Below are 22032 nucleotides of genomic sequence, written 5' to 3'. Positions count from 1 at the left end.
TCAAGTATTATCGAACCATGGCGACGTATGAGCTGGAACACCCGGCGATCGAGGACATCACGCTGACCGACGTGCTGTTCGCCCTCAGTGACCCGGCGCGGCTCGAGATCGTGCGGGAGGTCGCCGCTGGCCCTCTCGACATGGCGGCCTGCGGTGCGACCAACCCCGGCCTGCCCAAGTCCACCAAGTCGCACCTCATGAAGGTGCTCCGTGAGGCCGGCATCGTCCGCAACGTCCCCAACGGTCGCGGCCGCCTCGTCAGCCTCCGCAAGGACGAGCTCGACGTCCGGTTCCCGGGCCTGCTCGACTCCGTGCTCGGCAGCTAGTCAGCGGCGTCGGCGGCTTCGACCTCTTCGCGCGTGATGCCGAGCAGGTAGACGATCGCGTCGAGGTACGGCACGTTGACCGAGGTTCGCGCCTGGTCGCGGACGAGCGGCTTGGCGTTGAAGGCGATGCCGAGGCCGGCCGCCGCGAGCATGTCCAGGTCGTTGGCGCCGTCGCCGATGGCCACGGTGTTCTTGACCGAGATGCGTGCCTGCTCGGCGAAGTGCCGCAGCGCCTCGGCCTTGCCGGCCCGGTCGACGATGTCGCCGACGATCTTGCCGGTCAGTCGACCGTCGACGACTTCGAGCTCGTTGGCGGCGTAGTAGTCGATGTCGAGCTCGGCGGCGATCCTCTCGATGATGCGGGTGAACCCGCCGCTGACCAGCGCGAACCGGTAGCCGAGACGCTTGAGCGTACGGATCATGGTGCGGGCGCCCGGGGCGTATGTCAGGGAGTCGTAGACCTCGTCGAGAGCTGACTCGGAAACCCCTTCGAGCAACGCCACGCGTGCGTGCAGCGACTCCGTGAAGTCCAGCTCCCCGCGCATCGCCGACTCCGTCACGGCGGCGACCTCGGCCTCGAAGCCCGCATGGGCGGCGATCATCTCGATGACCTCGCCCTGGATCAGCGTCGAGTCGACATCCATCACGACGAGGCGCTGGGCGTGTCGCAGGATGCCGTTCTCCTGCACCGCGACGTCGACGCCCTGCTCGAACGCGACCGCGGCGAGATCGGCCTGCAGCTGGTCCGGATCCGCACCGGAGACCTCCATGCGGATCGCGGTCACCGGATAGCGGGCCATGCGCACGATGCGGTCGATGTTGCCGCCGTCGTCCTTGATCCGCTGGGCCAGCGCCGCCATCGCCGCGGGACGCAGGGGGGCGCCGAGGATGACGACCTGCGCGCGACCGACCCTGCGGGCCCGGTTGTCGCCGGTGCCGTACTCGACCGTGACCTCGAGCCCGAACGCCGCGCCGACCTCGTGGACCGTGACCTCGAGGTGCGCGGTGTCCTCGGGCACGGTCAGCAGGGCGCTGAGGATCAGGCGACCGCGTACGACGAGCTGCTCGACGTCGATGACCTCCACACCGTACGGCTCGAGGTCGGCGAACAGGCGCGTCGTCACACCGCTCTGGTCGGGGCCCGTGAGGGTGACCAGGACGGTCGGATCGTTGAAGTGCAGAGTGGGCACGGGATCAGTCATCGCACCCGAGGCTATCGCTGACGCCGAGCGTGGCCGCGATAGGTTGACTCCACCGCCACCAACTACGACCAGGAGTGTGTATGCCTGCCGCTTTCGAGCTCTCGAAGGTGAGTGTCGTACGGCCCGGCAAGGTCCTGCTCGAAGACGTCAGCTGGACGGTCGAGGAGGGCGAACGGTGGGTCGTCCTCGGGCCCAACGGCGCCGGCAAGACGACGCTGCTGCAGATCATCAGCGCCGCGATGCACCCGTCCAAGGGCAAGGTCCGCATCCTCGGCAGCAAGCTCGGCAAGGTCGACATCTTCGAGCTGCGCACCCGCATCGGCCACACCAGCACCGCGGTCGCCGACCTCATCCCGCCCACGGAGTCCGTCGGCAACACGATCGTGTCGGCGGCCCACGCCGTGCTCGGCCGCTGGCAGGAGCGGTACGACGAGGAGGACTACCGCCGCGCCACCCAGATGATGGGCGAGATGGGCATCACGGGGCTGGCCAACCGTACGTTCGGCACCCTGTCCGAGGGCGAGCGCAAGCGGGTCCTGATCGCCCGTGCACTGATGACCGATCCCGAGCTGCTGCTGCTCGACGAGCCCGCTGCCGGCCTTGACCTCGGTGCCCGCGAGGACCTCATGGCGAGCCTCGAGGTGCTGTCGCTCGCCAAGGACGCGCCGGTGCTGGTGATGGTGTCGCACCACGTCGAGGAGATTCCCGTCGGATTCACCCACGTACTCATGCTCCGAGATGGCAGGGTGGTGGCGCAGGGGCCGATCGAGTCGACGCTCACGGGCGAGACACTCAGCACGACCTTCGGGTCACGCATCCAGCTCCAGCACGAAGGTGGCCGCTACAACGCTCGCCGGGCAGCATACGGACATCGCGCGGATCGCGGCGATGGCACAGGGGAGGCATCATGAACGACTGGCTGATCGACAACGGTTGGGCTGTATGGCTCGCGATCGCGCTCCTGCTGGTCATCGTCGAGCTGCTGAGCCTCGACCTGGTGCTGCTGATGTTCGGCATCGGAGCGCTGGCGGCTGCGCTCGCCACGGCGTTCGGGGTCAATGTCTATCTCGCCATCGTGGTGTTCGCGCTGGTGGCCGTGGCGATGCTGTTCCTCGTCAGGCCTCCTCTGGTCGAGCGCCTGCACGACGGTCCGACGCTCATGACCGGGCATGACGCGCTCGTCGGCCGCTCGGCAGTCGTCCTCGAGCCCGTCGGCGGCACGCACGGCCGCATCCAGCTCGCCGGTGAGGTCTGGTCCGCCCGCGCGGCCGACGACCGTCAGACGTACGACACTGGCACCGAAGTCCTCGTCACCCGGATTGACGGCGCCACCGCCGTCGTCACCATCAAGGAGTCCTGAATGACAGCACTGATCGTGCTCATCCTCATCGCCGTCCTGGCGATCGTCTTCGTCTCGATGACGGTCAAGATCGTGCCTCAGGCGCGTGCCGGGATCGTCGAACGGTTCGGCAAGTACCGCACGACCCTGTCGGCCGGCCTCAACATCGTCGTGCCGTTCATCGACAAGGTGCGCTACGTCATCGATCTGCGCGAGCAGGTCGTCTCGTTCCCGCCGCAGCCCGTCATCACCGAGGACAACCTCGTGGTGTCGATCGACACGGTCATCTACTTCCAGGTCACCGACCCGATCGCCGCGACCTACGAGATCGCCAACTACATCCAGGCGATCGAGCAGCTCACCATGACGACGCTGCGCAACATCACGGGTGGCATGAGCCTCGAGCACGCCCTGACCAGTCGCGACCAGATCAACTCCGGCCTGCGTGGCGAGCTCGACAGCGCGACCGGCAAGTGGGGCATCCGCGTCAACCGTGTCGAGCTCAAGGGCATCGACCCGCCGCCGTCGATCATCGACGCGATGGAGCAGCAGATGCGCGCCGAGCGCAACAAGCGTGCCGCGATCCTCACGGCCGAGGGCGAGCGCCAGTCGGCGATCCTGACCGCCGAGGGCCAGAAGCAGTCCGCGATCCTCACCGCCGAGGGTCAGCGCCAGGCGCAGATCCTCACGGCCCAGGCCGATCGCCAGGCGCAGATCCTGCGGTCGCAGGGTGAGGCACAGGCCATCCAGACGGTCTTCCAGGCCATCCACGACGGCAACCCCGACCAGAAGCTGCTGTCCTACCAGTACCTCCAGATGCTCCCCAAGATCGCTGAGGGCGACAACGCCACGACGTGGATCATCCCGGCCGAGCTGACCAAGGCGCTGGGCACACTGGGCGGCACGCTCGGCAAGATCCCGGTCGACGGAGGCGGCAGCAAGACGCGGGTCGACTTCGACGCGCCGATCGTCGACGACGCTCCTGACGAGCAGGCCACCGCTGACGCCGTGCAGGAGGCGCTCGACGCCGCCAAGGCTGCGGAGAGCCCGGTGAGCCCCAGTGCGGGTGCGCCGCCGGCTCAGCCCGAAACCGGTACGCCTGAGCCGCCTGCGGCACCCGAGCCGCCGCAGGCCTGACCTCGTTCCTTGAGCCTGTCGAACGGACCTTTCGACAGGCTCAAGGAACGGTCTGCTCAGTGCTGGTAGGTGCCGTGGATGATGGCGCGGCCCAGCGTCTTGAACGCGAGGTTGAAGCCGACGACCGCGGGCGAGACCGACGCGTCGACGCCGAGGCTGTCCTCTCCGACGGCGTGCACGACGTAGAAGTAGCGGTGCACCTGGTCTCCGGCCGGGGGAGCGGCGCCCATGTAGCCGAAGCCGCCTCCGTCGTTGCGTAGGTGGAACGCGCTGCCGGGCAGCGAGTCGTCCGACGCACCGGCGCCTGCGGTGAGCTCGGTGACATCGGACGGGATGTCGACGGCGACCCAGTGCCAGAAGCCGGAGACGATCGGCGCGTCCGGGTCGAAGCACGTGACGACGTACGACTTGGTGCCCTCCGGAGCGCCGGACCAGGACAGCTGCGGCGACGTGTCGCCGAACTCGTTGACCTGGTCGTCCTTGAGGGGCTGGCCGTCGGTGACGTCAGAACTCGTCACGGAGAACGACTCCGTGGACGGCAGGAGCGGATAGGGATCGGGTGTGACGGGACGGTCAAGGCTCATGCTCGTTAGGCTAGCCCGGTGGCCGAGATCGTACTACTGGACGACCTCGAGGATCCTCGACTGCGCGACTACGTCGACCTGCGTGACGTCCAGCTGAGGCTGCGGCTCGAGGCGGACCGCGGACTGTTCCTCGCCGAGGGCGAGAAGGTCGTCCGCCGGGCGATCGAGTCCGGACACCAGCCGCGCTCGTTCCTCATGTCGCCACGCTGGCTCGACGGGCTCGCCGACCTGCTCGACGCCAGCGACGTGCCGTGCTTCGTGCTCGACGACGCGTCGATCGAGAAGCTCACCGGCTTCCACGTGCACCGCGGAGCGCTCGCTGCGCTCCAACGCCCGGAGCTGGCCTCGCCGCAGGAGGTGCTGGCCGACGCGCGCCGAGTCATCGTCATGGAGGACCTCGCCGACCACACCAACGTCGGTGGCGCCTTCCGCGCCGCCGCGGCGTTGGGGTTCGACGCCGTGCTGCTGTCGCCGCGCTGCGCTGACCCGCTCTATCGCCGCGCGATCAAGGTGTCGATGGGCTCGGTGTTCTGGCTGCCCTACGCGCGGGTCGAGGACTGGTACACCGCACCGGACGTGCTGCGTGAGGCCGGCTTCACGACGTACGCGATGACGCTGGCCGCCGACTCGGTGCCGATCGACCAGGTGCCGCACGACGTCGAACGACTCGCCCTCATCGTCGGCTCCGAAGGTCACGGGCTCAGCCCGCACTGGGAGAAGTCGGCCGATCACCGGGTGACGATCCCGATGGCGGCCGGCATCGACTCGCTCAACGTCGCGTCATCCGTGGCCGTGGCCTGCTGGGAGCTGCGCTCGCGCTGAGCGCCTCGGCGGTGGATTCTCCACCCCATGAGCTCGCAAGCGGTGGAACATCCACCGCCGCAGGCAGTGAGACCTAGCGGTCAATCACCGGGTCGTCGACGAGCACCGTGATGGGCCAGTCCTCCGGGTAGTTGTCGGCGAGCTCCTGGTGCTGCTTGTAGAGCTTCTTGCGGGACCGCTCGGGCAGCCGGTCGCCGAACACCGTGCCGAACAGGTGATCCGTCTCGTGCTGCAGGCAACGCGCCAGCAGCCCGTCGCCGACGAACTCGACCGGCGCGCCGGTCTGGTCCACGCCGGTGACGTGGGCCCGGTCAGGGCGGGCGCAGGACGTGAACGCGCCGGGGAGCGAGAGGCAGCCCTCGTCCTCGTCCTCGAGGTTGCGGTCCTTGCCCTCGGGCAGGTGCAGCACGGGGTTGCACACGACACCGGTGATCTGGTTGTTGTCGTCGTCGGGGCAGTCGAAGACGAACACCTTGAGGTCGACCCCGACCTGGTTGGCGGCGAGCCCCACGCCCTTGGCGGCGTACATCGTGGCGACCATGTCCTTGACGAGCGTCTCGAGCTCATCGTCGAACACCGTGACGTCCTCGAGCTCTCGGTGCATGACGGGCGTGCCCCAGCGGGTGATGGGGCGTACGGAACCGCCTCCGGGCAGCGGTCGGGACTGTGAAGCAGGCACGGGCTCTGGGCTCCTTCGCTCAGGACTGGACAAGGCTACCGATCCGCCGAGTCGCGGCAACCGCTGGTCCTGCGATGTGAGTTCGGATACCATGGGTATGTCAAACTGCAACTCGCAGTTACAGTTGGCGGAGCGGGTGGGCAACTCAGTCCAACCTCGCCCCTTCACATCCAGTCCGAGGAGTTCCTGTGGCCAGTCGCCGAGATCCCATGGGCATCGGTCTGGCGGTGCTCAACCGCATCGCCAGCTCGCCGACCATCGACAAGCTCAAGCTGCGCAAGACGACCGAGCGCGCCGTCTACCAAGGCGCCAAGAGCGGCTTCCGGGTCGCCGGCGCCACGACGCGCACGTTCAAGCGGGTCAAGAGCACGGGCAAGCCCAAGCGTCTCGCCCGTACGTCCGACAGCGGCGTGTTCGACCTCGAACCCACCGAGGACCAGCAGATGATCGTCGGGGTCATCAAGGAGTTCGCCGCCGAGGTGCTCCGGCCCGGCGCCGAGGCGGCCGAGTCCGCCAACGACACGCCCAAGGAAGTCCTCGCGCAGACCAGCGAGTTCGGGCTGACGCTGCTCAACATTCCCGAGAGCCTCGGCGGGCTGTCGGAGGATCGCTCGGCGGTCACCGGCGTGCTCGTCGCCGAGGCGCTCGCCGAGGGTGACATGGGCCAGGCCGTCGCGTGCCTGGCACCGGCCGCCGTCGCGACCGCGATCTCGCTGTGGGGCTCGGATGCTCAGCAGCAGACCTACCTCCCGGCGTTCGCTGGTGACGACATCCCGACCGCAGCGCTCGCGGTCGTCGAGCCCCGCCCCCTGTTCGACCCGTTCGAGCTGCAGACCAAGGCGGCCAAGACCGACACCGGCTTCCGGCTCAACGGCGTCAAGTCCGCAGTGGTGCGCGGCAGCGAGGCCGAGCTGTTCGTCGTCGCCGTCGACATCGAGGGCCGCGGCCCGACGCTGGTGCTGCTCGAGTCGAGCACCGACGGCGTGACGATCGAGGCCGATCCCGGCATGGGACTGCGCGCCGCAGGCCTCAGCCGGCTCGTGCTGACCGACGTCGAGATCCCCGCCGACGCGATCCTGGGCGACGGCACCGTCGACGACTACCGCGAGTGCGTTCGCCTCTCGCGCCTCGCCTGGGCCGGCCTGGCGCTGGGCGCGGCTCGGGCCGTCCTCGACTACGTCTCCGACTACGTCAAGACCCGCACGGCGTTCGGCGAGCCGATCGCCCACCGCCAGGCGGTGGCGTTCATGGTCGCCGACATCGCGATCGAGCTCGAGGGCATGCGCCTCACGACCCTGCGAGCCGCATCGCGGGCCGAGCAAGGCGGCGACTACGCCCGAGAGGTCGCCCTCGCGCGACGCCTGACCGCCGAGTACGGCATGAAGATCGGCACCGACGGCGTCCAGCTGCTCGGCGGCCACGGCTTCGTCAAGGAGCACCCGGTCGAACGGTGGTACCGCGACCTGCGAGCCATCGGCCTGATGGAAGGAGCAGTCCTCGTCTGAGGACGGAATCACTCATGATCAATCTCGAGACTCCCCGCAAGTTCCGCCCGTTCATCAAGCAGGCGCACCAGGTCGCCGAAGAGTTCCTGCGTGCCAACTCGCGCAAGTACGACCTCGCCGAGCACGCGTACCCCAAGGAGCTGGACCTGCTCGCCTCGCTGGTCGACGGCATGGGCGACTCCGGGCAGGGCCAGGGTGCCGGCGCCGCAGGCGTACGCCGTGACGACGCCGACGAGAACGACAAAGGCAGCAAGGTCAACAACGGCACCAACATGTCGTCCGTGCTCTCGATCATCGAGATGTGCTGGGCCGATGTCGGCCTCCTGCTCTCGATGCCCCGTCAAGGCCTCGGCAACTCCGCGATCGCCTCGGTGGCCAACGAGGAGCAGCTCGAGCGCTTCAAGGGCACCTGGGCGGCGATGGCGATCACCGAGCCGAGCTTCGGCTCCGACTCCGCCGCGATCACCACGACCGCGGTCAAGGACGGCGACGCCTACATCCTCAACGGCGAGAAGATCTTCGTGACCGCCGGCGACCGCGCCGACTCGGTCGTGGTCTGGGCGACGCTCGACAAGAGCCTCGGCCGCGCCGCGATCAAGTCGTTCCTCGTGCCCAAGAGCCTTCCCGGCATCAGGGTCGAGCGCCTTGAGCACAAGCTTGGCATCCGCTCGTCCGACACCGCGGTCATCGTGCTCGACAACTGCCGGGTGCCGGCGGAGAACCTCCTCGGCAACCCGGAGATCGACACGAAGCAGGGCTTCGCCGGCGCCATGGCGACGTTCGACAACACGCGTCCGCTCGTCGCCGGCATGGCCGTCGGCTGTGCCAGGGCGGCGCTGGAGGACATCCGGCGCCTGCTGGAGGACGCCGGCGTCGTCATCGACTACGACCGTCCCGTGCAGTCGCAGTCGTACGCTGCGGCGACGTTCATCGCGATGGAGGCCGACTGGGAGGCCGCCTTGCTGCTGACCCTCGAGGCCGCGTGGCTGGCGGACAACCGCAAGCCCAACTCGATGGAGGCGTCGATGGCCAAGGCGAAGGCCGGCCGGGTGGGCAACCAGATCACCCTGCGCTGCGTCGAGCTGGCCGGAACTCTCGGCTACAGCGAGACCGAGCTGGTCGAGAAATGGGCGAGGGACTCCAAGATCCTCGACATCTTCGAGGGCACGCAGCAGATCCAGCAGCTCATCGTGGCTCGCCGCCTGCTCAACCTCACCTCGTCCGAGCTGCGCTGAGGCTGAGCGAGCTCTGCGAGCGAAGGTCGAAGCGTGCCAGCGGAGCGGGAGGGCGCCACGGCGGAGCCGTCCCGTTCCGAGGTGCGCTGACCTGTCACGATTGCGCCGGCTTCTTCTATAGGCTGGCGGGATGAGCAACGATCTGCCGAACGACCTCGACGTCGAGTACGAGCTGACCCGGTTCGTGCGGCGAGTCCGTGCCCGCTCACTCCGCCAGATTCCCGAGATCCACCCTTCGCTCGACTATGGGCAGTTCTTGTTCCTCATCGCGATCTGCGACGCGCCTGATGGCATCCGAGGCTCGGAGCTGGCCGAGGGGCTCGGGGTGCACAAGTCGACCGCCAGCCGGGCGATCGCCGCGCTGGAGAAGCTTGGCCTGGTCGCCCGCGTGCCCGACCCGGACGACGGCCGGGCGCAGCTGCTCGTCGCCGAGCCAGAGGCACGCGCCAAGCTCGAGGCCTATCGCAAGCGCAGCCACCAGCGGTTCTCCGCGATCATCTCGGGCTGGACCGATGACGACATCAGCACGTTCGCCCGTAGCCTCGCCCGCCTCAACGACGCAGCCGAACAGATCCCGTGAGGATCTTCCACCTCGCGACCGACGACGCCTGGACTTCAGCAGTTGCCGCCGGTACGTACACCGTGTCGACCTTGGGGCTGGACGTGTCCGAGGTGGGCTTCATCCACTGCTCGCAGGCCGAACAGGTCGCCGGTGTGCACGAGCGGTTTTACCGCGACGTCGCCGAACCGCTGCGGCTGCTGACGATCGACACCGACCTGTTGACCTCGCCGTGGCAGCTCGATCCGGTCGAGGGGGAGGCGCTGCCGTTCCCGCACATCTACGGCCCGCTCAACGTCGATGCCGTGGTGTCCGCCGAACCGTTCAGAGCGTCAGCAGCGACTTGATGGCCGTACGCTCGTCCATCGCGCGATAGCCATCGGCGACCCGGTCGAGCGGCAGCGTCTGGTCGAAGACGCGCCCGGGGGAGACCGCGCCTGACAAGACGTCGGGCAGCAGCTCCTCGATGTAGGCGCGTGCGGGTGCGACGCCGCCGGCGATGCCGAGGTTGCGATAGAACATCCCGCGAACGTCGACCTCTACGCCGTGCGGGACGCCGACGAACCCGATCCGGCCGCCGGGCCTGGCGCACTGCATGGCCTGCGCCATGCTCTGCTCGGTGCCGACGCACTCCAGCACATGGTCTGCGCCGATGCCGTCGAGCATCTCCCGGACCTCGGCGGCGCCCTCCTTGCCGCGCGTCGCGACGATCTCGTCGGCACCGAACTCGCGCGCCAGCTGCTGCCGGTCGTCGTGACGGGACATCGCAACGATGCGGCCGGCGCCGAGGCGCTTCGCCGCGAGCACCGCCGAGAGACCGACAGCGCCGTCGCCGACGACCGCGACGGTGCTGCCCGGCTGGACACCGGCAAGCATCGCTGCGTGGTGCCCGGTCGGGAAGACGTCGGACAGCGTCAGGAGGTGCGGCACCATCGCCTCGTCGGGCTGCGCCGTCGACACCAGGGTGCCGTCGGCGAGCGGCACGCGTACGAGCTCACCCTGCCCGCCGTCCACCGGTCGACCCTGGCGGTCGTCGACGCCCCAGAAGCCACCGCTGACGCACGACGTGTGGATGCCGCGTTCACAGAGCTTGCAGGTGTTGTCCGAGTACATGAACGGCGCGATGACGAAGTCGCCCTCATTCAGCGACGAGACACCCGCGCCGACCTGCTCGACGACACCCACGAACTCGTGGCCGATGCGCATCGGCTCGCTGATCTCGTTGATGCCGCGATAGGGCCACAGGTCGGACCCGCAGACGCACGCGGCCACGACGCGCACGATGGCGTCACCGTCGTCGTGGAGCTGCGGAGCAGCCACGTCGTCGAGGCGGATGTCATGAGGGGCGTGGAGGACCGTGGCGCGCATCTGGCCATTGTTGCAGCGAACCCGTGTGACAGGATCGTGCACATGACTGACAAGCCTGAAGTTGACTTCATCGAGGGCCCTCCGCCCACCGAGCTCCAGATCAAGGACCTCATCGTCGGCGACGGACCCGAGGCGGTGCCCGGCGGACTCGTCGACGTGCACTACGTCGGTGTCGAGTTCGAGACCGGCGAGCAGTTCGACTCCTCGTGGGACCGCGGCCAGTCCGCGAAGTTCCCGCTGCCGCAGCTGATCGCGGCGTGGCAGCAGGGCATCCCGGGCATGAAGGTCGGCGGCCGGCGTCAGCTCGTCTGCCCGCCCGAGCTCGCGTACGGCCCGGCCGGCGGCGGTCACCGGCTCTCGGGCAAGACTCTCGTCTTCGTGATCGACCTGCTGGGGGTCTGACCCCTGGGGACGGTTTACCAAGAGGTCACGGCAAACAGCCACTCCTCAAGGCTCGCGCGCCTTGCGGAGTGGCTGTTCGCCCTGCGGAGTTCCGCCAGAGGCCGAAGTTTGCCCCGACCTCTTGGTAAACGGCCGAGCAGCGCTACAGCGCGTCCACCAGGGCTGTCACGCGCTTGACGGACACCGGGAACGCCGTCCTGAGGTTCTGGGCCAGCAGGCTCAGGCGCAGCTCCTCCAACGCCCAGCGCACGTGCTGGACGTCGGGGGAGAGGCGCGCCCAGGCTGACATCGCGGCCGTACGCTCGTGGAATCGTGCCTCGAGCTCCTGAGCGGCCAGCAGGTCGTCCGTCAGCGACGCTGTCAGTCGGCGGCGGGCGGCTTCGAGGTAGAGCGGGAGGCGGCGCAGCTGCGTCACCCCGGCGTCGCGGATGAATCCCGCATAGACGAGCCACGACAGCTGCACGCGGACGTCCTCGCCGGCCTCGGTCGCCGGTGTGGGTACGACCTCGCCGAGCGCAGTCAGTACGTCGAGCACGGTACGGACGGCCCGCTCGGTCTCGTCGTACGCCTCGGCGCGCACCTTCTCACGGAGCACGTCGAACGCCTCCTCGGTCCAGACCGGGCCGCCATGGCGTACGAGCAGCTCCTCGAGGGCAGCAAGCCAGCACTCCTCGATGACGGCGGCGGCGGCCCGGTGGGGACCGGTCGACAGCAACAGCTTGGCTCGCAGGTCGAGGGAGCGTCCGAGCTGCGGCACCGGTGTCGCCAACGAGAACGACAACAGGCGAGCCTGCCCACGACGCATCGCCGCGGCCTGCTCAGCCCTGGAGTCCAGCACCCGCAGCGCGACCGATCCGCCTTCGTCGACCAGGGCGGGATAGCCGGTGACCTGGCCAGCCTCGATCGTCCGGTCGATGTCGCCGACTGTCCAGGCGAGCAGTCCTGATCGCTCTTCCTGGCGGGCCACCGCCGTCAGGTCGGCCCTGACATGGCTCGCCAGCTCGGTGCGCAGCGTGGCGAGGTCCTTGCCGCGCGACAGCTCGACACCGTTCTCCACGACGCGGAACGTCACCCGAAGATGTCCGGGGAGAGCGCTGAAGTCGAAGTCCTCCGGGCGTACGACCGTGCCGTTGAGGAGCCGCATCTGCCGGGCCAGCTCCTCGCTGAGGTCCGGAGCGTCAGCGTCCATTGCGTCGACGAGCCGAGGCGCGAACTGGCCGGCCGGGACGAACTCCCGGCGCAGCGCCTTGGGCAGCGAACGGATGAGCTCGGTGACAAGCTCGACGCGGTGACCCGGCACGTGCCAGTCGAAGGCCCGGTCGTCGACGGTCAGCAGACGGTCGATCGGCAGGTCGACTGTGACGCCGTCGTCGTCCATCCCGGGCTCGAAGGCGTACGTCAGCGGGTAGGCCTCGCCGTCGGAGTGCCACTCGCGCGGGAACTCCTCCTCGGCGCTGTCCGCGTCGCGGCCGAGCATCGCGGGGTCGAACGTCAGCAGGTCGGGCTGGTCGACGCGCGTCTTCTTCCACCAGGAGTCGAAGTGTCGTGTCGACACGACGTGCTCGGGCACCCGCTCGTCGTAGAACGCGTACAGCGTCTCGTCATCGACCCGCAGGTCGCGGCGGCGCAGGCGTTCCTCGAGCTCCTCGACGTCGTGGATCATGGCCTGGTTCTTGGCCCAGAACTTGTGATGCGTACGCCATTCGCCCTGCACCAAGGCGTGGCGGATGAACAGCTCCCGGGAGACGACTGGATCGACCCGGCCGTACTGTACGAGCCGGTCGACGATGATCGGGATGCCGTAGAGCAGCACCCGTTCGCGGGCCATGACCGCGCCACGCTTCCGGGACCAGTGGGGCTCGCTGTAGGACCGGTTGACGAGGTGCTCACCGACGTCCTCGACCCATTCTGGGTGGATCTTGGCCGCGGTACGCCCCCACAGCCGGCTGGTCTCGACGAGCTCGCCGACCATCACCACCCGAGGCGGCTTCTTGGCCAGCCCGGATCCCGGGAAGATCATGAACTTCGCCTGCCGGGCGCCGAGGAACTCCCGGCCGTCCAGGTCCCGCAGGCCGACGTGCGAGAGCAGCCCCGTCAACAGTGCCTGGTGGACGAGATCCGGGTCGGCGCCGGGGTTGCCGGGCTTGAGCTTGAGGTCCTTGGCCGTGCGGCGCAGCTGCGAGTGCACGTCGTGCCACTCGCGGATGCGCAGATAGTGCAGGTACTCGTCGCGGCACATCCTGCGGAACGCCGAGCTCGAGAGGTTGTCGCGCTGCTCGCGGATGTACTTCCACAGCGTCAGCCACGACAGGAAGTCCGAGTCCGGCTCGACGAAGCGCTTGTGCTTCTCGTCGGCCGCCTGCTGGTGGTCCAGGGGACGTTCGCGCGGGTCCTGGATCGACATCGCCGAGACGATCACGAGCACGTCGGCGAGGCAGCCCAGCCGGTCGGCCGCGAGCAGCATTCGCCCGAGCCGAGGATCGGTCGGCAGCGTGGCCATCGACCGGCCGATCGCGGTCAGGCGCTGGGCGCCGGACTGGTGCGTGCCGAGGGCGCCCAGCTCGTACAGCAGGTTGAGGCCGTCGGTCACCGCTCGGGAGTCGGGCGGATCGAGGAACGGGAAGTCCTTGATCGCGCCGAGGTCGAGCGACGCCATCTGCAGCAGCACCGACGCGAGGTTGGTGCGCTGGATCTCCGGGTCGGTGAACTCCGGGCGGCCCTCGAAGTCCTCCTCCGCGTAGAGGCGGATGCAGATGCCGTCGGCGACGCGACCGCATCGACCGGCACGCTGGGCAGCGCTGGCCTGGGAGATCGGCTCGATCGGCAGTCGCTGCACCTTGAGTCGTTGACTGAAGCGCGAGACGCGGGCGAATCCGGGGTCGATGACGAAGCGGATGCCGGGGACGGTCAGCGACGTCTCGGCCACGTTGGTCGCGAGCACGATGCGTCGTCCGGGATGGTCGCTGAAGATCTTCTGTTGGTCACCGGCGGCGAGGCGGCCGTAGAGCGGCAGGATCTCGGTGCGAGGGAGCTTCTTGCCCGCGAGGAACTCGGCGGCGTCGCGGATCTCCCGCTCACCGGAGAGGAAGACGAGGATGTCGCCGTCACGGGGCAGCTCGGCAATCGCGTCGGCGATGCCGTCGAGCATGTCGCCCGCGTCGGACTCCGCGAGCGGTCGGTAGCGGATCTCGACGGGGTACGTCCGGCCGCTGACCTCGATGACCGGCGCATCGAACATCTCCGCGAAGCGCTCGACATCGATCGTCGCCGAGGTGATGACGACCTTGAGGTCGGGACGGCGGGGGAGCAGCTGCTTGAGGTAGCCGAGCAGGAAGTCGATCGACAGTGACCGCTCGTGCGCCTCGTCGATGATGATCGTGTCGTATCGCTCGAGCCGTCGATCGCCGTGCACCTCGGCGAGGAGCAAGCCGTCGGTGACGAGCCGGATCGCCGTGTCGGCACTCGTACGGTCGTCGAACCGCACGGCGTAGCCCACCTCGGCACCGAGCTCGACGTCGCACTCGTCGGCGATGCGCTTGGCCACCGAGCGAGCGGCGATCCGGCGCGGTTGCGTGTGCGCGATGCTGCGACGGCCCAGCTCGTACGCAATCTTGGGCAGCTGCGTGGTCTTGCCCGAACCGGTCTCTCCGGCCACGACCACGACCTGGTGATCGCGGATTGCAGCCGCGATGTCGTCATGGCGCGCCGTGATCGGCAGCGCCTCGTCGTACGCGATCTTCATACCGTCACAGCCAGCTCACGTGGTCGCGGAGGAACCCGTAGCCCACGAACGAGATGACATCGAGGATCGTGTGGGCGATGACCAGCGGCATGACGCGCTTGGTACGGGTGAACCAGTAGCCGAAGACCAACCCCATGACGAAGTTGCCGAACGCCTGGCCGAAGCCCTGGTAGAGGTGGTAGCTGCCGCGGAGCAACGCGCTCACCACGATCGTTCGCGGCACGCTCCAGCTCAGCTGCCGCAGCCGCGTCATCAGGTAGCCCACGACGATGAACTCCTCGATCACGGCGTTCTTGACCGCCGCGAGGATCAGCACCGGCACGGTCCACCAGTACGAGTCGAGTGGGCTCGTGACGATCTCGGCGGTGATCCCCAGCTTCCGCCCCGCGAAGTAGACCGCGATGCCGGGGATCCCGATCACGGCAGCCAGCAGCGCTCCCCAGACGACGTTGTCCCGTCTGCCGCCCCGGTCGAACCCGAGCCGCTCGCGCAACGGCGGCTGGCCCTTGTCGAGCGTCATCAGGTAGAGCGCGAGCACCACCGGGACGATCGCGAAGCCGATCCCGAGCAGCTGGTAGGTCAGGTCGAGCCACTCGCGGGAGTCCTGGCTGCCGTTGAGGGTCGCCGTCGCGTCCTTCAGGGATCCACGGCTCAGCGTCGCCGCCAGATCGACGACGGCATATACGGCCGATGCCCCCAGGGACAGACCGAGGACGATCCAGATCTCGAGCTTCAGCTTGCGGTCGGACACCGAACGATCGGGCACCGTCAGAGGTCGTTGGTGGCGAACGTGTCGCACTGGTTGACGGTGCCGCTGTCATAGCCGGTCATGAACCACTTCTGTCGGGACTCGCTCGAACCGTGCGTCCACGACTCCTGGTTGACCCGGCCGGTCGACGCTTCCTGGATGTGGTCGTCGCCGACGGCGGCCGCGGCCGACAGCGCCGACTTGATGTCGTCGTCGGTGATCGGCTTCAACAACGTCGTGCCGGACTCGTCCTTGGTGCTCGATGCGTGCTTGGCCCACACGCCGGCCATGCAGTCCGCCATCAGCTCGATGCGTACGCCGCCGCTGAGCGGGCCGGTCTTGCCGTCCTGCCCCTTGGCGAGGATGCCGAGCAGGTTCTCCACGTGGTGGCCGTACTCGTGCGCCACGACGTACTCCTGCGCCAGCGCTCCGCCGTCGGCTCCGAAGCGGCTCGTCAGCTCGTCGAAGAAGCTCGCGTCGATGTAGATCCGCTGGTCGGATGGGCAGTAGAACGGGCCGGTCGCGTTGGAGGCGACGCCGCACGCCGACTGCGCCGTGCCGGAGTAGATCACGGTGGTGGCGTCCTGGTACTGCCGCTGGACGTCGGCCGGCAGCGCCTCGCGCCAATAGGCCTGGACGCTGTTGACCGTGCCGATGATCCGGCAGGTGTCGTCGCGGTTGGCGTCGGCGCCGGTCTTGCACTGCGAGAAGTCCGTCGTCGAGGTGTTGCCACCGGGCTGGATCTGCGAGGTGTCGAATGGGTTGGTGCCGGTGCCGCCCGTCAGGTCGCCGCCGAAGATCAGGCCGAGGATCAGCAGGATGATGCCGCCGGCACCACCACCGATCACCGCACCGCCACGAACTCCGCCGCCACCGCCGGTCACCTGGCTCGTGTCCAGATCGGCGCCCTCGTTGAAGGTCATGCCGCGAAGTCTACGCAGAGCGGCGCCGAGCGGCCGCCGTTAGTGTCGTGGCGTGACCTCGACAGATGCAGGTACGAGCTTCCAGATGCCAGAAGGCCTGTCGGCCGGCGACACGGTACGTCTGAAGGGCCTGCGGCGAATGCGCGCCCTGGCCTTGTCGCTCCTGGTGCTGGCCGCCGTGATCTACGTGGTGACCCGCAACCAGGACGGGTGGCTCGACTACGTCAATGCCGGCGCCGAGGCCGCCATGGTCGGCGCGATCGCCGACTGGTTCGCCGTCACGGCGTTGTTCCGGCACCCACTCGGCCTGCCGATCCCGCACACCGCGATCATCCCCAATCGCAAGGAGTCTCTCGGCGAGAGCCTGCAGGAGTTCGTCGCGGACAACTTCCTGCGTGAGGACGTCGTCCGCGAGCGCATCCAGTCTGCGGGCGTCAGCCGCCGCGTCGGGGAGTGGCTCGTCACCGACGGCCACAGCGAACGCCTCGTCGCCGAGGGCTCGCGTGTGCTCTCCGACGCCCTCCAGCACGTCAAGGAGACCGATGTCGCCGCCGTCATCCAGGAGGCGCTGATCCCGCGGCTCAAGGAGGAGGAGCTCAGCCCGGTCGTCGGCCAGCTGCTCGAGGAGATCCTCCGGGACGACGCCCACCGGGGCCTGGTCGACCTGGCCCTCGACGAGCTCGGCCGGTGGCTGGCGATCAACGAGGACGAGGTCGCCGCGCTGATCGAGAACCGCGCTCCGTCCTGGACCCCACAGTGGCTCGACAAGCGCGTCGCGGGCTGGGTCCACGAACAGGTCGTGGAGTGGGTCGCCGAGATCGGCCGCACGCCGGACCACAACGCCCGCATCGCGCTCAACCGGTGGCTGACGGACCTGGCACAGGGGCTCCAGCACGACGCCGCCACACGTACGCGATTCGAGAACCTCAAGGAGCGAGTGCTGTCGCAGCCGCGGGTCGGTGTCACGTCCGTACGTCTCTGGGACGCGCTTCGCCGTGCGTTGATCGGTTCGCTTGCCGACGAGAGCGGACTGCTGCGTCGCCGCGCGCTGGAGGAGATCGAGCGGTTCGGCCAGCGCCTCATCGACGACGCCGAGCTGAACCGCCGCCTCGACGCCACGATCTCGGACGTCGCGGCGTACGCCGTCAACCACTACGGCAGCGAGGTCGCCACGATCATCTCGGCGACAGTCAACCGGTGGGACGGCAAGGAGACCGCCGATCGCATCGAGCTGCACGTCGGCCGCGATCTGCAGTTCATCCGGATCAACGGAACCGTCGTCGGCGGCCTGGCCGGCGTCGTGATCCATGCCATCTCGTCGTTGCTCTGACGATTTCGGCCGTCGCTGAGCCCACGAAATGTGGAAAACATGTGCATAACAACGCGTGACTTGTGGGTGACGTAGGTCACTCTGTGGGTAAGTGACACATTCTCCAGAAATACCCTAGAAAGTTCGGGAAATCCCTTGCGCGCCGAGTCGCCCGGGGCATACAAATGACCTACGCAATCCTTCGGGAAAGCGGGAAAGAATCCAGATTCGATCCCATGGCCAGCGACGCAAGTCAACGGCAGCCGGTCAGTGATGTGACTGGCGGGAAAGACGAAGGATTCTGGATGAGAGAGATCATCACGCTCGATCACCATGAGGCCCCGGAAACTCATACTTTCCGGGGCCTCGACTAATTGTGCCAAGGTTTTCCGCGCGATGCCAACGAGCGCGTCGAGATGGCACACCAGATGGCCGACCCGATTCGGATCGCCGCCGGGTCTTTGCTAAAGTTCAGTGCTGCACCGCGCCCGTCATACAGGCGCTTGTCCGGGTGGCGGAATGGTAGACGCGCTAGCTTGAGGTGCTAGTGCCCTGTAAGGGGCGTGGGGGTTCAAGTCCCCCCTCGGACACGCACGACCCTCACACTCTCGCCGGTGTGGGGGTCTTGTACTTTCCTGGACCGGCCTCCAGCGTTGCGCGTCGCAGTAGCGTTGTACGCGTGACCGCTCCCACCTTGGCAACCGTCGGCGAACTGCGAGCTTCGGGCCACGTGCAGAAGACGCTGCGCACCGAGATCCGCGACAACCTCCTCTCCGCCCTCCGCGAGGGCCGCGACCCGTGGCCGGGCCTGCACGGCTTCGAGTCCACCGTCATCCCGCAGCTCGAACGCGCGCTGATCGCCGGGCACGACATCGTGCTGCTCGGCGAACGCGGCCAGGGCAAGACGCGCCTCCTGCGCACTCTGGCGGGCCTGCTCGACGAGTGGTCGCCGGTGATCGAGGGGTCCGAGCTCGGCGAGCACCCTTACGAGCCGATCACGACGACCAGCCTGCGCCGCGCGGCCGAGCTCGGCGACGAGCTGCCGGTCAGCTGGCGCCATCGCGACGAGCGGTACGCCGAGAAGCTCGCCACGCCGGACACGAGCGTCGCCGACCTGATTGGCGACGTCGACCCGATGAAGGTCGCCGAGGGCCGCAGCCTGGGCGACCCGGAGACGATCCACTTCGGCCTCATCCCGAGGAGCCACCGTGGGATCGTCGCGATCAACGAGCTGCCCGACCTCGCCGAGCGCATCCAGGTCGCGATGCTCAACGTCATGGAGGAGCGGGACATCCAGATTCGCGGCTACGTCCTACGGCTTCCGCTCGACGTGCTGGTGGTGGCGAGCGCCAACCCCGAGGACTACACCAACCGGGGCCGCATCATCACGCCTCTGAAGGACCGGTTCGGCACCGAGATCCGTACGCACTACCCGACCGAGCTCGACGACGAGGTCGCCGTGATCCGGCAGGAGGCTGAGCTGGTCGCCGAGGTGCCTGACTATCTCGTCGAGATCCTGGCCCGATTCACCCGCGCGTTGCGTGAGTCGACGGCCGTCGACCAGCGGAGCGGGGTCAGCGCCCGGTTCGCGATCGCGGGCGCCGAGACCATCGCCGCCGCGGCGATCCACCGTGCGACCAGGCAGGGCGAGGACGAGGCCGTGGCCCGGCCGGTCGACTTGGAGACCGCCGTCGACGTGCTGGGCGGCAAGATCGAGTTCGAGTCGGGGGAGGAGGGTCGCGAAGACCAGATCCTCGACCACCTGCTGCGCTCCGCGACCGCCGAGACCGTACGCGCGCACTTCCGCGGCATCGACTTCACCGTCCTGGTGGACGCGATCGAGAACGGCACGATCGTCACGACCGGCGAGCAGGTCACCGCGGGTGACTTCCTGACCGGTCTTCCGGTGCTCGGCGAGTCCGAGCTGTACGACGACGTCTGCGAGCGCCTCGGCGCCACCAACGACGGTCAACGGGCGGGTGCGATCGAGCTGGCACTCGAGGGGCTCTACCTCGCTCGCAAGGTCAGCAAGGAGACCGGCGGGGGCGAGACGATATATGGCTAGAGCCAATCGCCGGCTGACCCGCGACGCCCGCTACGGCAAGTACGTCGACGGGCCGGATCCGCTCGCGCCGCCGGTCGACCTGGCCGAAGCGCTCGAGGCGATCGGTGAGGACGTCATGGCCGGCTACTCGCCCGAGCGGGCAATGCGGGAGTTCCTGCGCCGAGGGGGCAGGGACCAGTCCGGGCTCGACGACATCGCTCGACGGGTGGCCGAGCGTCGACGTGAGCTGACGCAACGGCACAACCTCGACGGCACGCTCAACGAGGTCAAGGAACTGCTCGAACGCGCCGTTCTCGAGGAGCGCAAGCAGCTTGCCCGTGACGTCGAGATGGATGACAGCGAGCGGGCGTTCGCCGAGATGCAGCTCGACAACCTGCCCCCCTCGCCGGCCGCGGCCGTCAGCCAGCTGAGCGACTACGACTGGCAGAGCAGCGCTGCCCGCGAGGACTACGAGAAGATCAAGGACCTCCTGGGTCGCGAGATGCTCGACCAGCGGTTCGCCGGCATGAAGAACGCGCTCGAGAACGCCACCGACGAGGACCGGGCCGCGATCAACGCGATGCTCGACGACCTCAATGAGCTCCTCGAGGCGCACCAGCGCGGCGAGGACACCCAGGAGCAGTTCGACGAGTTCATGGCCGAGCACGGCGACTTCTTCCCGGAGAACCCCAGCAACATCGACGAGCTGCTCGACTCTCTGGCTCAGCGCGCCGCCGCAGCTCAGCGCATGCGCAACTCGATGACGCAGGAGCAGCGCGACGAGCTCGACGCCCTGGCCCAGCAGGCATTCGGCTCACCGGACCTGATGTCGTCCCTCGCCCGGCTCGACGGCAACCTGCAGGCGGCTCGCCCTGGCGAGAACTGGGGCGGTTCGGAGCAGATGGGCGGCGACGAGGGTCTCGGTCTCGGCGACGGCACCGGCGTCTTCCAGGACATCGCGGATCTCGACGAGCTGTCGGAGCAGCTGTCCCAGTCCTACAACGGTTCGCGCATAGACGATCTCGACCTCGACAAGCTCGCGCGCCAGCTGGGTGACGAGGCCGTCGTCGACGCGCGTACGCTCCAGCAGCTCGAGCAGGCGCTCCGCGACTCCGGCACCATGAAGCGCGGCACCGACGGCCAGCTCAAGCTCACGCCCAAGGCGATGCGCCAGCTCGGCAAGGCACTTCTGCGCGACGTCGCTCGTACGATGTCGGGCCGCCAGGGCAACCGCGACCTCCGCCAGGCCGGCGCCGCAGGGGAGCGATCAGGAGCGACGCGGGAGTGGGCGTTCGGCGACACCGAGCCGTGGGACGTCACCCGCACGATCACCAACGCGATCACCCGCACCGCCGGCGAAGGTGGGGCGACAGATGATGGGGTCCGGATCGAGATCGGCGACGTCGAGGTCCAGGAGACCGAGGCGCGCACGCAGGCGTGCGTGGCGCTGCTCGTCGACACCTCGTTCTCGATGGCGATGGACGGCCGCTGGGTGCCGATGAAGCGCACCGCGCTCGCGCTGCACACGCTGATCACGAGCCGGTTCCGCGGCGACGACCTGCAGCTCATCGGATTCGGCCGCCACGCCGAGGTCATGGAGATCGAGGAACTCACGGGACTCGACGCGATGTACGACAAGGGCACCAACCTGCACCACGCCCTGCTCCTGGCCAACCGCCACTTCCGCAAGCATCCCAACGCGCAGCCGGTGCTCCTCATCGTCACCGACGGTGAGCCGACCTCGCACCTGGAGTCGAGCGGTGAGGTGTTCTTCAGCTATCCGCCGCATCCGGTGACCGTGGCGTACGCCGTGCGGGAGCTCGACACGTCGATGCGGCTGGGGGCCCAGACGACGTTCTTCCGACTGGGGGAGGACCCCGGCCTGGCCCGGTTCATCGACTCGATGGCCACACGCGCCGGAGGCACGGTGGTGGCCCCAGAGCTCGACGATCTCGGCGCTGCCGTCGTGGGCTCCTACCTCGGCTCCCGCAATCCGCGAGGCGGGTTCGGCGGCGGCTATGGCGACATGTTCGGCGGCGGCCGGGGCTTCTGGGTCGACTGACGGCCCGGCAGACATCCAGGGGACATACTTCGAGAAGGCACGAACC

The 22032-nt window shown here is 68.3% G+C and carries 20 protein-coding genes and 1 tRNA gene; 14 read left to right on the top strand and 7 right to left on the bottom strand.

The features are described 5' to 3' along the window. The first annotated feature begins 17 nt into the window (after window positions 1–17). Window positions 18–326: an ArsR/SmtB family transcription factor gene (locus ESP70_RS01670; protein WP_149687642.1), complete on the top strand. Its 309-nt coding sequence runs from the start codon at window positions 18–20 to the stop codon at window positions 324–326. Here ESP70_RS01670 and serB read toward each other — a convergent pair. Next, window positions 323–1528, bottom strand: a complete 1206-nt coding sequence (gene serB, locus ESP70_RS01665) for a phosphoserine phosphatase SerB (RefSeq protein WP_149687641.1) — start codon at window positions 1526–1528, stop codon at window positions 323–325. The genes ESP70_RS01670 and serB overlap by 4 nt on opposite strands. 80 nt (window positions 1529–1608) lie before the next feature. Here serB and ESP70_RS01660 point away from each other — a divergent pair, with 80 nt between their 5' ends. The 3 genes from ESP70_RS01660 to ESP70_RS01650 are packed head-to-tail and all read left to right on the top strand — an operon-like array spanning window position 1609 to window position 4004. Continuing rightward, the gene (locus ESP70_RS01660; protein WP_149687640.1) at window positions 1609–2439 is read left to right on the top strand and encodes an ABC transporter ATP-binding protein; all 831 of its coding nucleotides are present in this window, start codon (window positions 1609–1611) and stop codon (window positions 2437–2439) included. Next, window positions 2436–2888 carry an NfeD family protein gene (locus tag ESP70_RS01655; RefSeq protein WP_149687639.1) on the top strand — a complete coding sequence of 151 codons (453 nt, stop codon included), beginning with the start codon at window positions 2436–2438 and terminating at the stop codon, window positions 2886–2888. Before ESP70_RS01660 ends, ESP70_RS01655 begins: the two co-directional genes overlap by 4 nt. After that, window positions 2889–4004: an SPFH domain-containing protein gene (locus tag ESP70_RS01650; protein ID WP_149687638.1), complete on the top strand. Its 1116-nt coding sequence runs from the start codon at window positions 2889–2891 to the stop codon at window positions 4002–4004. It begins immediately after the preceding gene. Window positions 4005–4060: 56 nt separating this feature from the next. Here ESP70_RS01650 and ESP70_RS01645 read toward each other — a convergent pair whose 3' ends face one another. Beyond that, window positions 4061–4588: a YbhB/YbcL family Raf kinase inhibitor-like protein gene (locus tag ESP70_RS01645; RefSeq protein ID WP_149687637.1), complete on the bottom strand. Its 528-nt coding sequence runs from the start codon at window positions 4586–4588 to the stop codon at window positions 4061–4063. Between the two features lie 18 nt (window positions 4589–4606). On the opposite strand from ESP70_RS01645, the gene ESP70_RS01640 reads away from it, so the two are divergent. Further along, window positions 4607–5410: a TrmH family RNA methyltransferase gene (locus tag ESP70_RS01640; protein ID WP_149687636.1), complete on the top strand. Its 804-nt coding sequence runs from the start codon at window positions 4607–4609 to the stop codon at window positions 5408–5410. 73 nt (window positions 5411–5483) lie between these two features. Here the strand turns inward: ESP70_RS01640 and def are convergent, their stop codons facing one another. Continuing rightward, window positions 5484–6089, bottom strand: coding sequence for a peptide deformylase (gene def, locus ESP70_RS01635; protein WP_246161746.1), 606 nt, complete (start codon window positions 6087–6089; stop codon window positions 5484–5486). 188 nt (window positions 6090–6277) lie between these two features. Here def and ESP70_RS01630 point away from each other — a divergent pair, with 188 nt between their 5' ends. The 4 genes from ESP70_RS01630 (at window position 6278) to ESP70_RS01615 (ending at window position 9735) form a co-directional block, all read left to right on the top strand. Then, window positions 6278–7594 carry an acyl-CoA dehydrogenase family protein gene (locus tag ESP70_RS01630; protein WP_246161743.1) on the top strand — a complete coding sequence of 439 codons (1317 nt, stop codon included), beginning with the start codon at window positions 6278–6280 and terminating at the stop codon, window positions 7592–7594. Window positions 7595–7608: 14 nt separating this feature from the next. Next, the gene (locus ESP70_RS01625) at window positions 7609–8829 is read left to right on the top strand and encodes an acyl-CoA dehydrogenase family protein (protein ID WP_149687634.1); all 1221 of its coding nucleotides are present in this window, start codon (window positions 7609–7611) and stop codon (window positions 8827–8829) included. A 130-nt stretch (window positions 8830–8959) separates the two neighbouring features. Then, window positions 8960–9409, top strand: a complete 450-nt coding sequence (locus ESP70_RS01620) for a MarR family winged helix-turn-helix transcriptional regulator (protein WP_149687633.1) — start codon at window positions 8960–8962, stop codon at window positions 9407–9409. Beyond that, window positions 9406–9735, top strand: a complete 330-nt coding sequence (locus tag ESP70_RS01615) for a DUF952 domain-containing protein (RefSeq protein WP_149687632.1) — start codon at window positions 9406–9408, stop codon at window positions 9733–9735. The genes ESP70_RS01620 and ESP70_RS01615 overlap by 4 nt, the downstream gene beginning before the upstream one ends. Here ESP70_RS01615 and ESP70_RS01610 read toward each other — a convergent pair. Beyond that, window positions 9713–10756 carry a zinc-dependent alcohol dehydrogenase family protein gene (locus tag ESP70_RS01610; RefSeq protein ID WP_149687631.1) on the bottom strand — a complete coding sequence of 348 codons (1044 nt, stop codon included), beginning with the start codon at window positions 10754–10756 and terminating at the stop codon, window positions 9713–9715. The genes ESP70_RS01615 and ESP70_RS01610 overlap by 23 nt on opposite strands. 42 nt (window positions 10757–10798) lie before the next feature. Between ESP70_RS01610 and ESP70_RS01605 the strand changes: the two genes are divergently transcribed. Next, the gene (locus ESP70_RS01605) at window positions 10799–11158 is read left to right on the top strand and encodes an FKBP-type peptidyl-prolyl cis-trans isomerase (protein WP_056396355.1); all 360 of its coding nucleotides are present in this window, start codon (window positions 10799–10801) and stop codon (window positions 11156–11158) included. 142 nt (window positions 11159–11300) lie between these two features. Here the strand turns inward: ESP70_RS01605 and hrpA are convergent, their stop codons facing one another. The 3 genes from hrpA to ypfJ are packed head-to-tail and all read right to left on the bottom strand — an operon-like array spanning window position 11301 to window position 16571. Next, window positions 11301–14900, bottom strand: a complete 3600-nt coding sequence (gene hrpA / locus ESP70_RS01600; protein WP_149687629.1) for an ATP-dependent RNA helicase HrpA — start codon at window positions 14898–14900, stop codon at window positions 11301–11303. 4 nt (window positions 14901–14904) lie between these two features. Continuing rightward, complete coding sequence (locus ESP70_RS01595; protein ID WP_246161741.1) at window positions 14905–15666, bottom strand: CPBP family intramembrane glutamic endopeptidase; 762 nt, start codon at window positions 15664–15666, stop codon at window positions 14905–14907. Window positions 15667–15668: 2 nt separating this feature from the next. Beyond that, a complete protein-coding gene (gene ypfJ / locus ESP70_RS01590) occupies window positions 15669–16571 on the bottom strand; it encodes a KPN_02809 family neutral zinc metallopeptidase (RefSeq protein WP_149687628.1) in 903 nt (300 codons plus the stop codon). A 52-nt stretch (window positions 16572–16623) separates the two neighbouring features. Here ypfJ and ESP70_RS01585 point away from each other — a divergent pair, with 52 nt between their 5' ends. The 4 genes from ESP70_RS01585 to ESP70_RS01570 all read left to right on the top strand — a co-directional run bounded on the left by ESP70_RS01585 (window position 16624) and on the right by ESP70_RS01570 (window position 21986). Continuing rightward, a complete protein-coding gene (locus ESP70_RS01585) occupies window positions 16624–17901 on the top strand; it encodes a DUF445 domain-containing protein (RefSeq protein WP_246161739.1) in 1278 nt (425 codons plus the stop codon). A gap of 484 nt (window positions 17902–18385) precedes the next feature. After that, window positions 18386–18470: transfer RNA gene (locus ESP70_RS01580), tRNA-Leu, on the top strand. Between the two features lie 89 nt (window positions 18471–18559). Further along, the gene (locus ESP70_RS01575; protein WP_149687627.1) at window positions 18560–19945 is read left to right on the top strand and encodes a MoxR family ATPase; all 1386 of its coding nucleotides are present in this window, start codon (window positions 18560–18562) and stop codon (window positions 19943–19945) included. Next, window positions 19938–21986, top strand: a complete 2049-nt coding sequence (locus tag ESP70_RS01570) for a vWA domain-containing protein (protein ID WP_149687626.1) — start codon at window positions 19938–19940, stop codon at window positions 21984–21986. The genes ESP70_RS01575 and ESP70_RS01570 overlap by 8 nt, the downstream gene beginning before the upstream one ends. Window positions 21987–22032: the final 46 nt, after the last annotated feature.

The organism is Aeromicrobium ginsengisoli (genome assembly GCF_004134905.2).
Lineage (GTDB): Bacteria > Actinomycetota > Actinomycetes > Propionibacteriales > Nocardioidaceae > Aeromicrobium > Aeromicrobium ginsengisoli.
The sequence above is the reverse complement of the archived record's forward strand: the minus strand, read 5'-3'. Positions and strand labels throughout refer to the sequence as shown.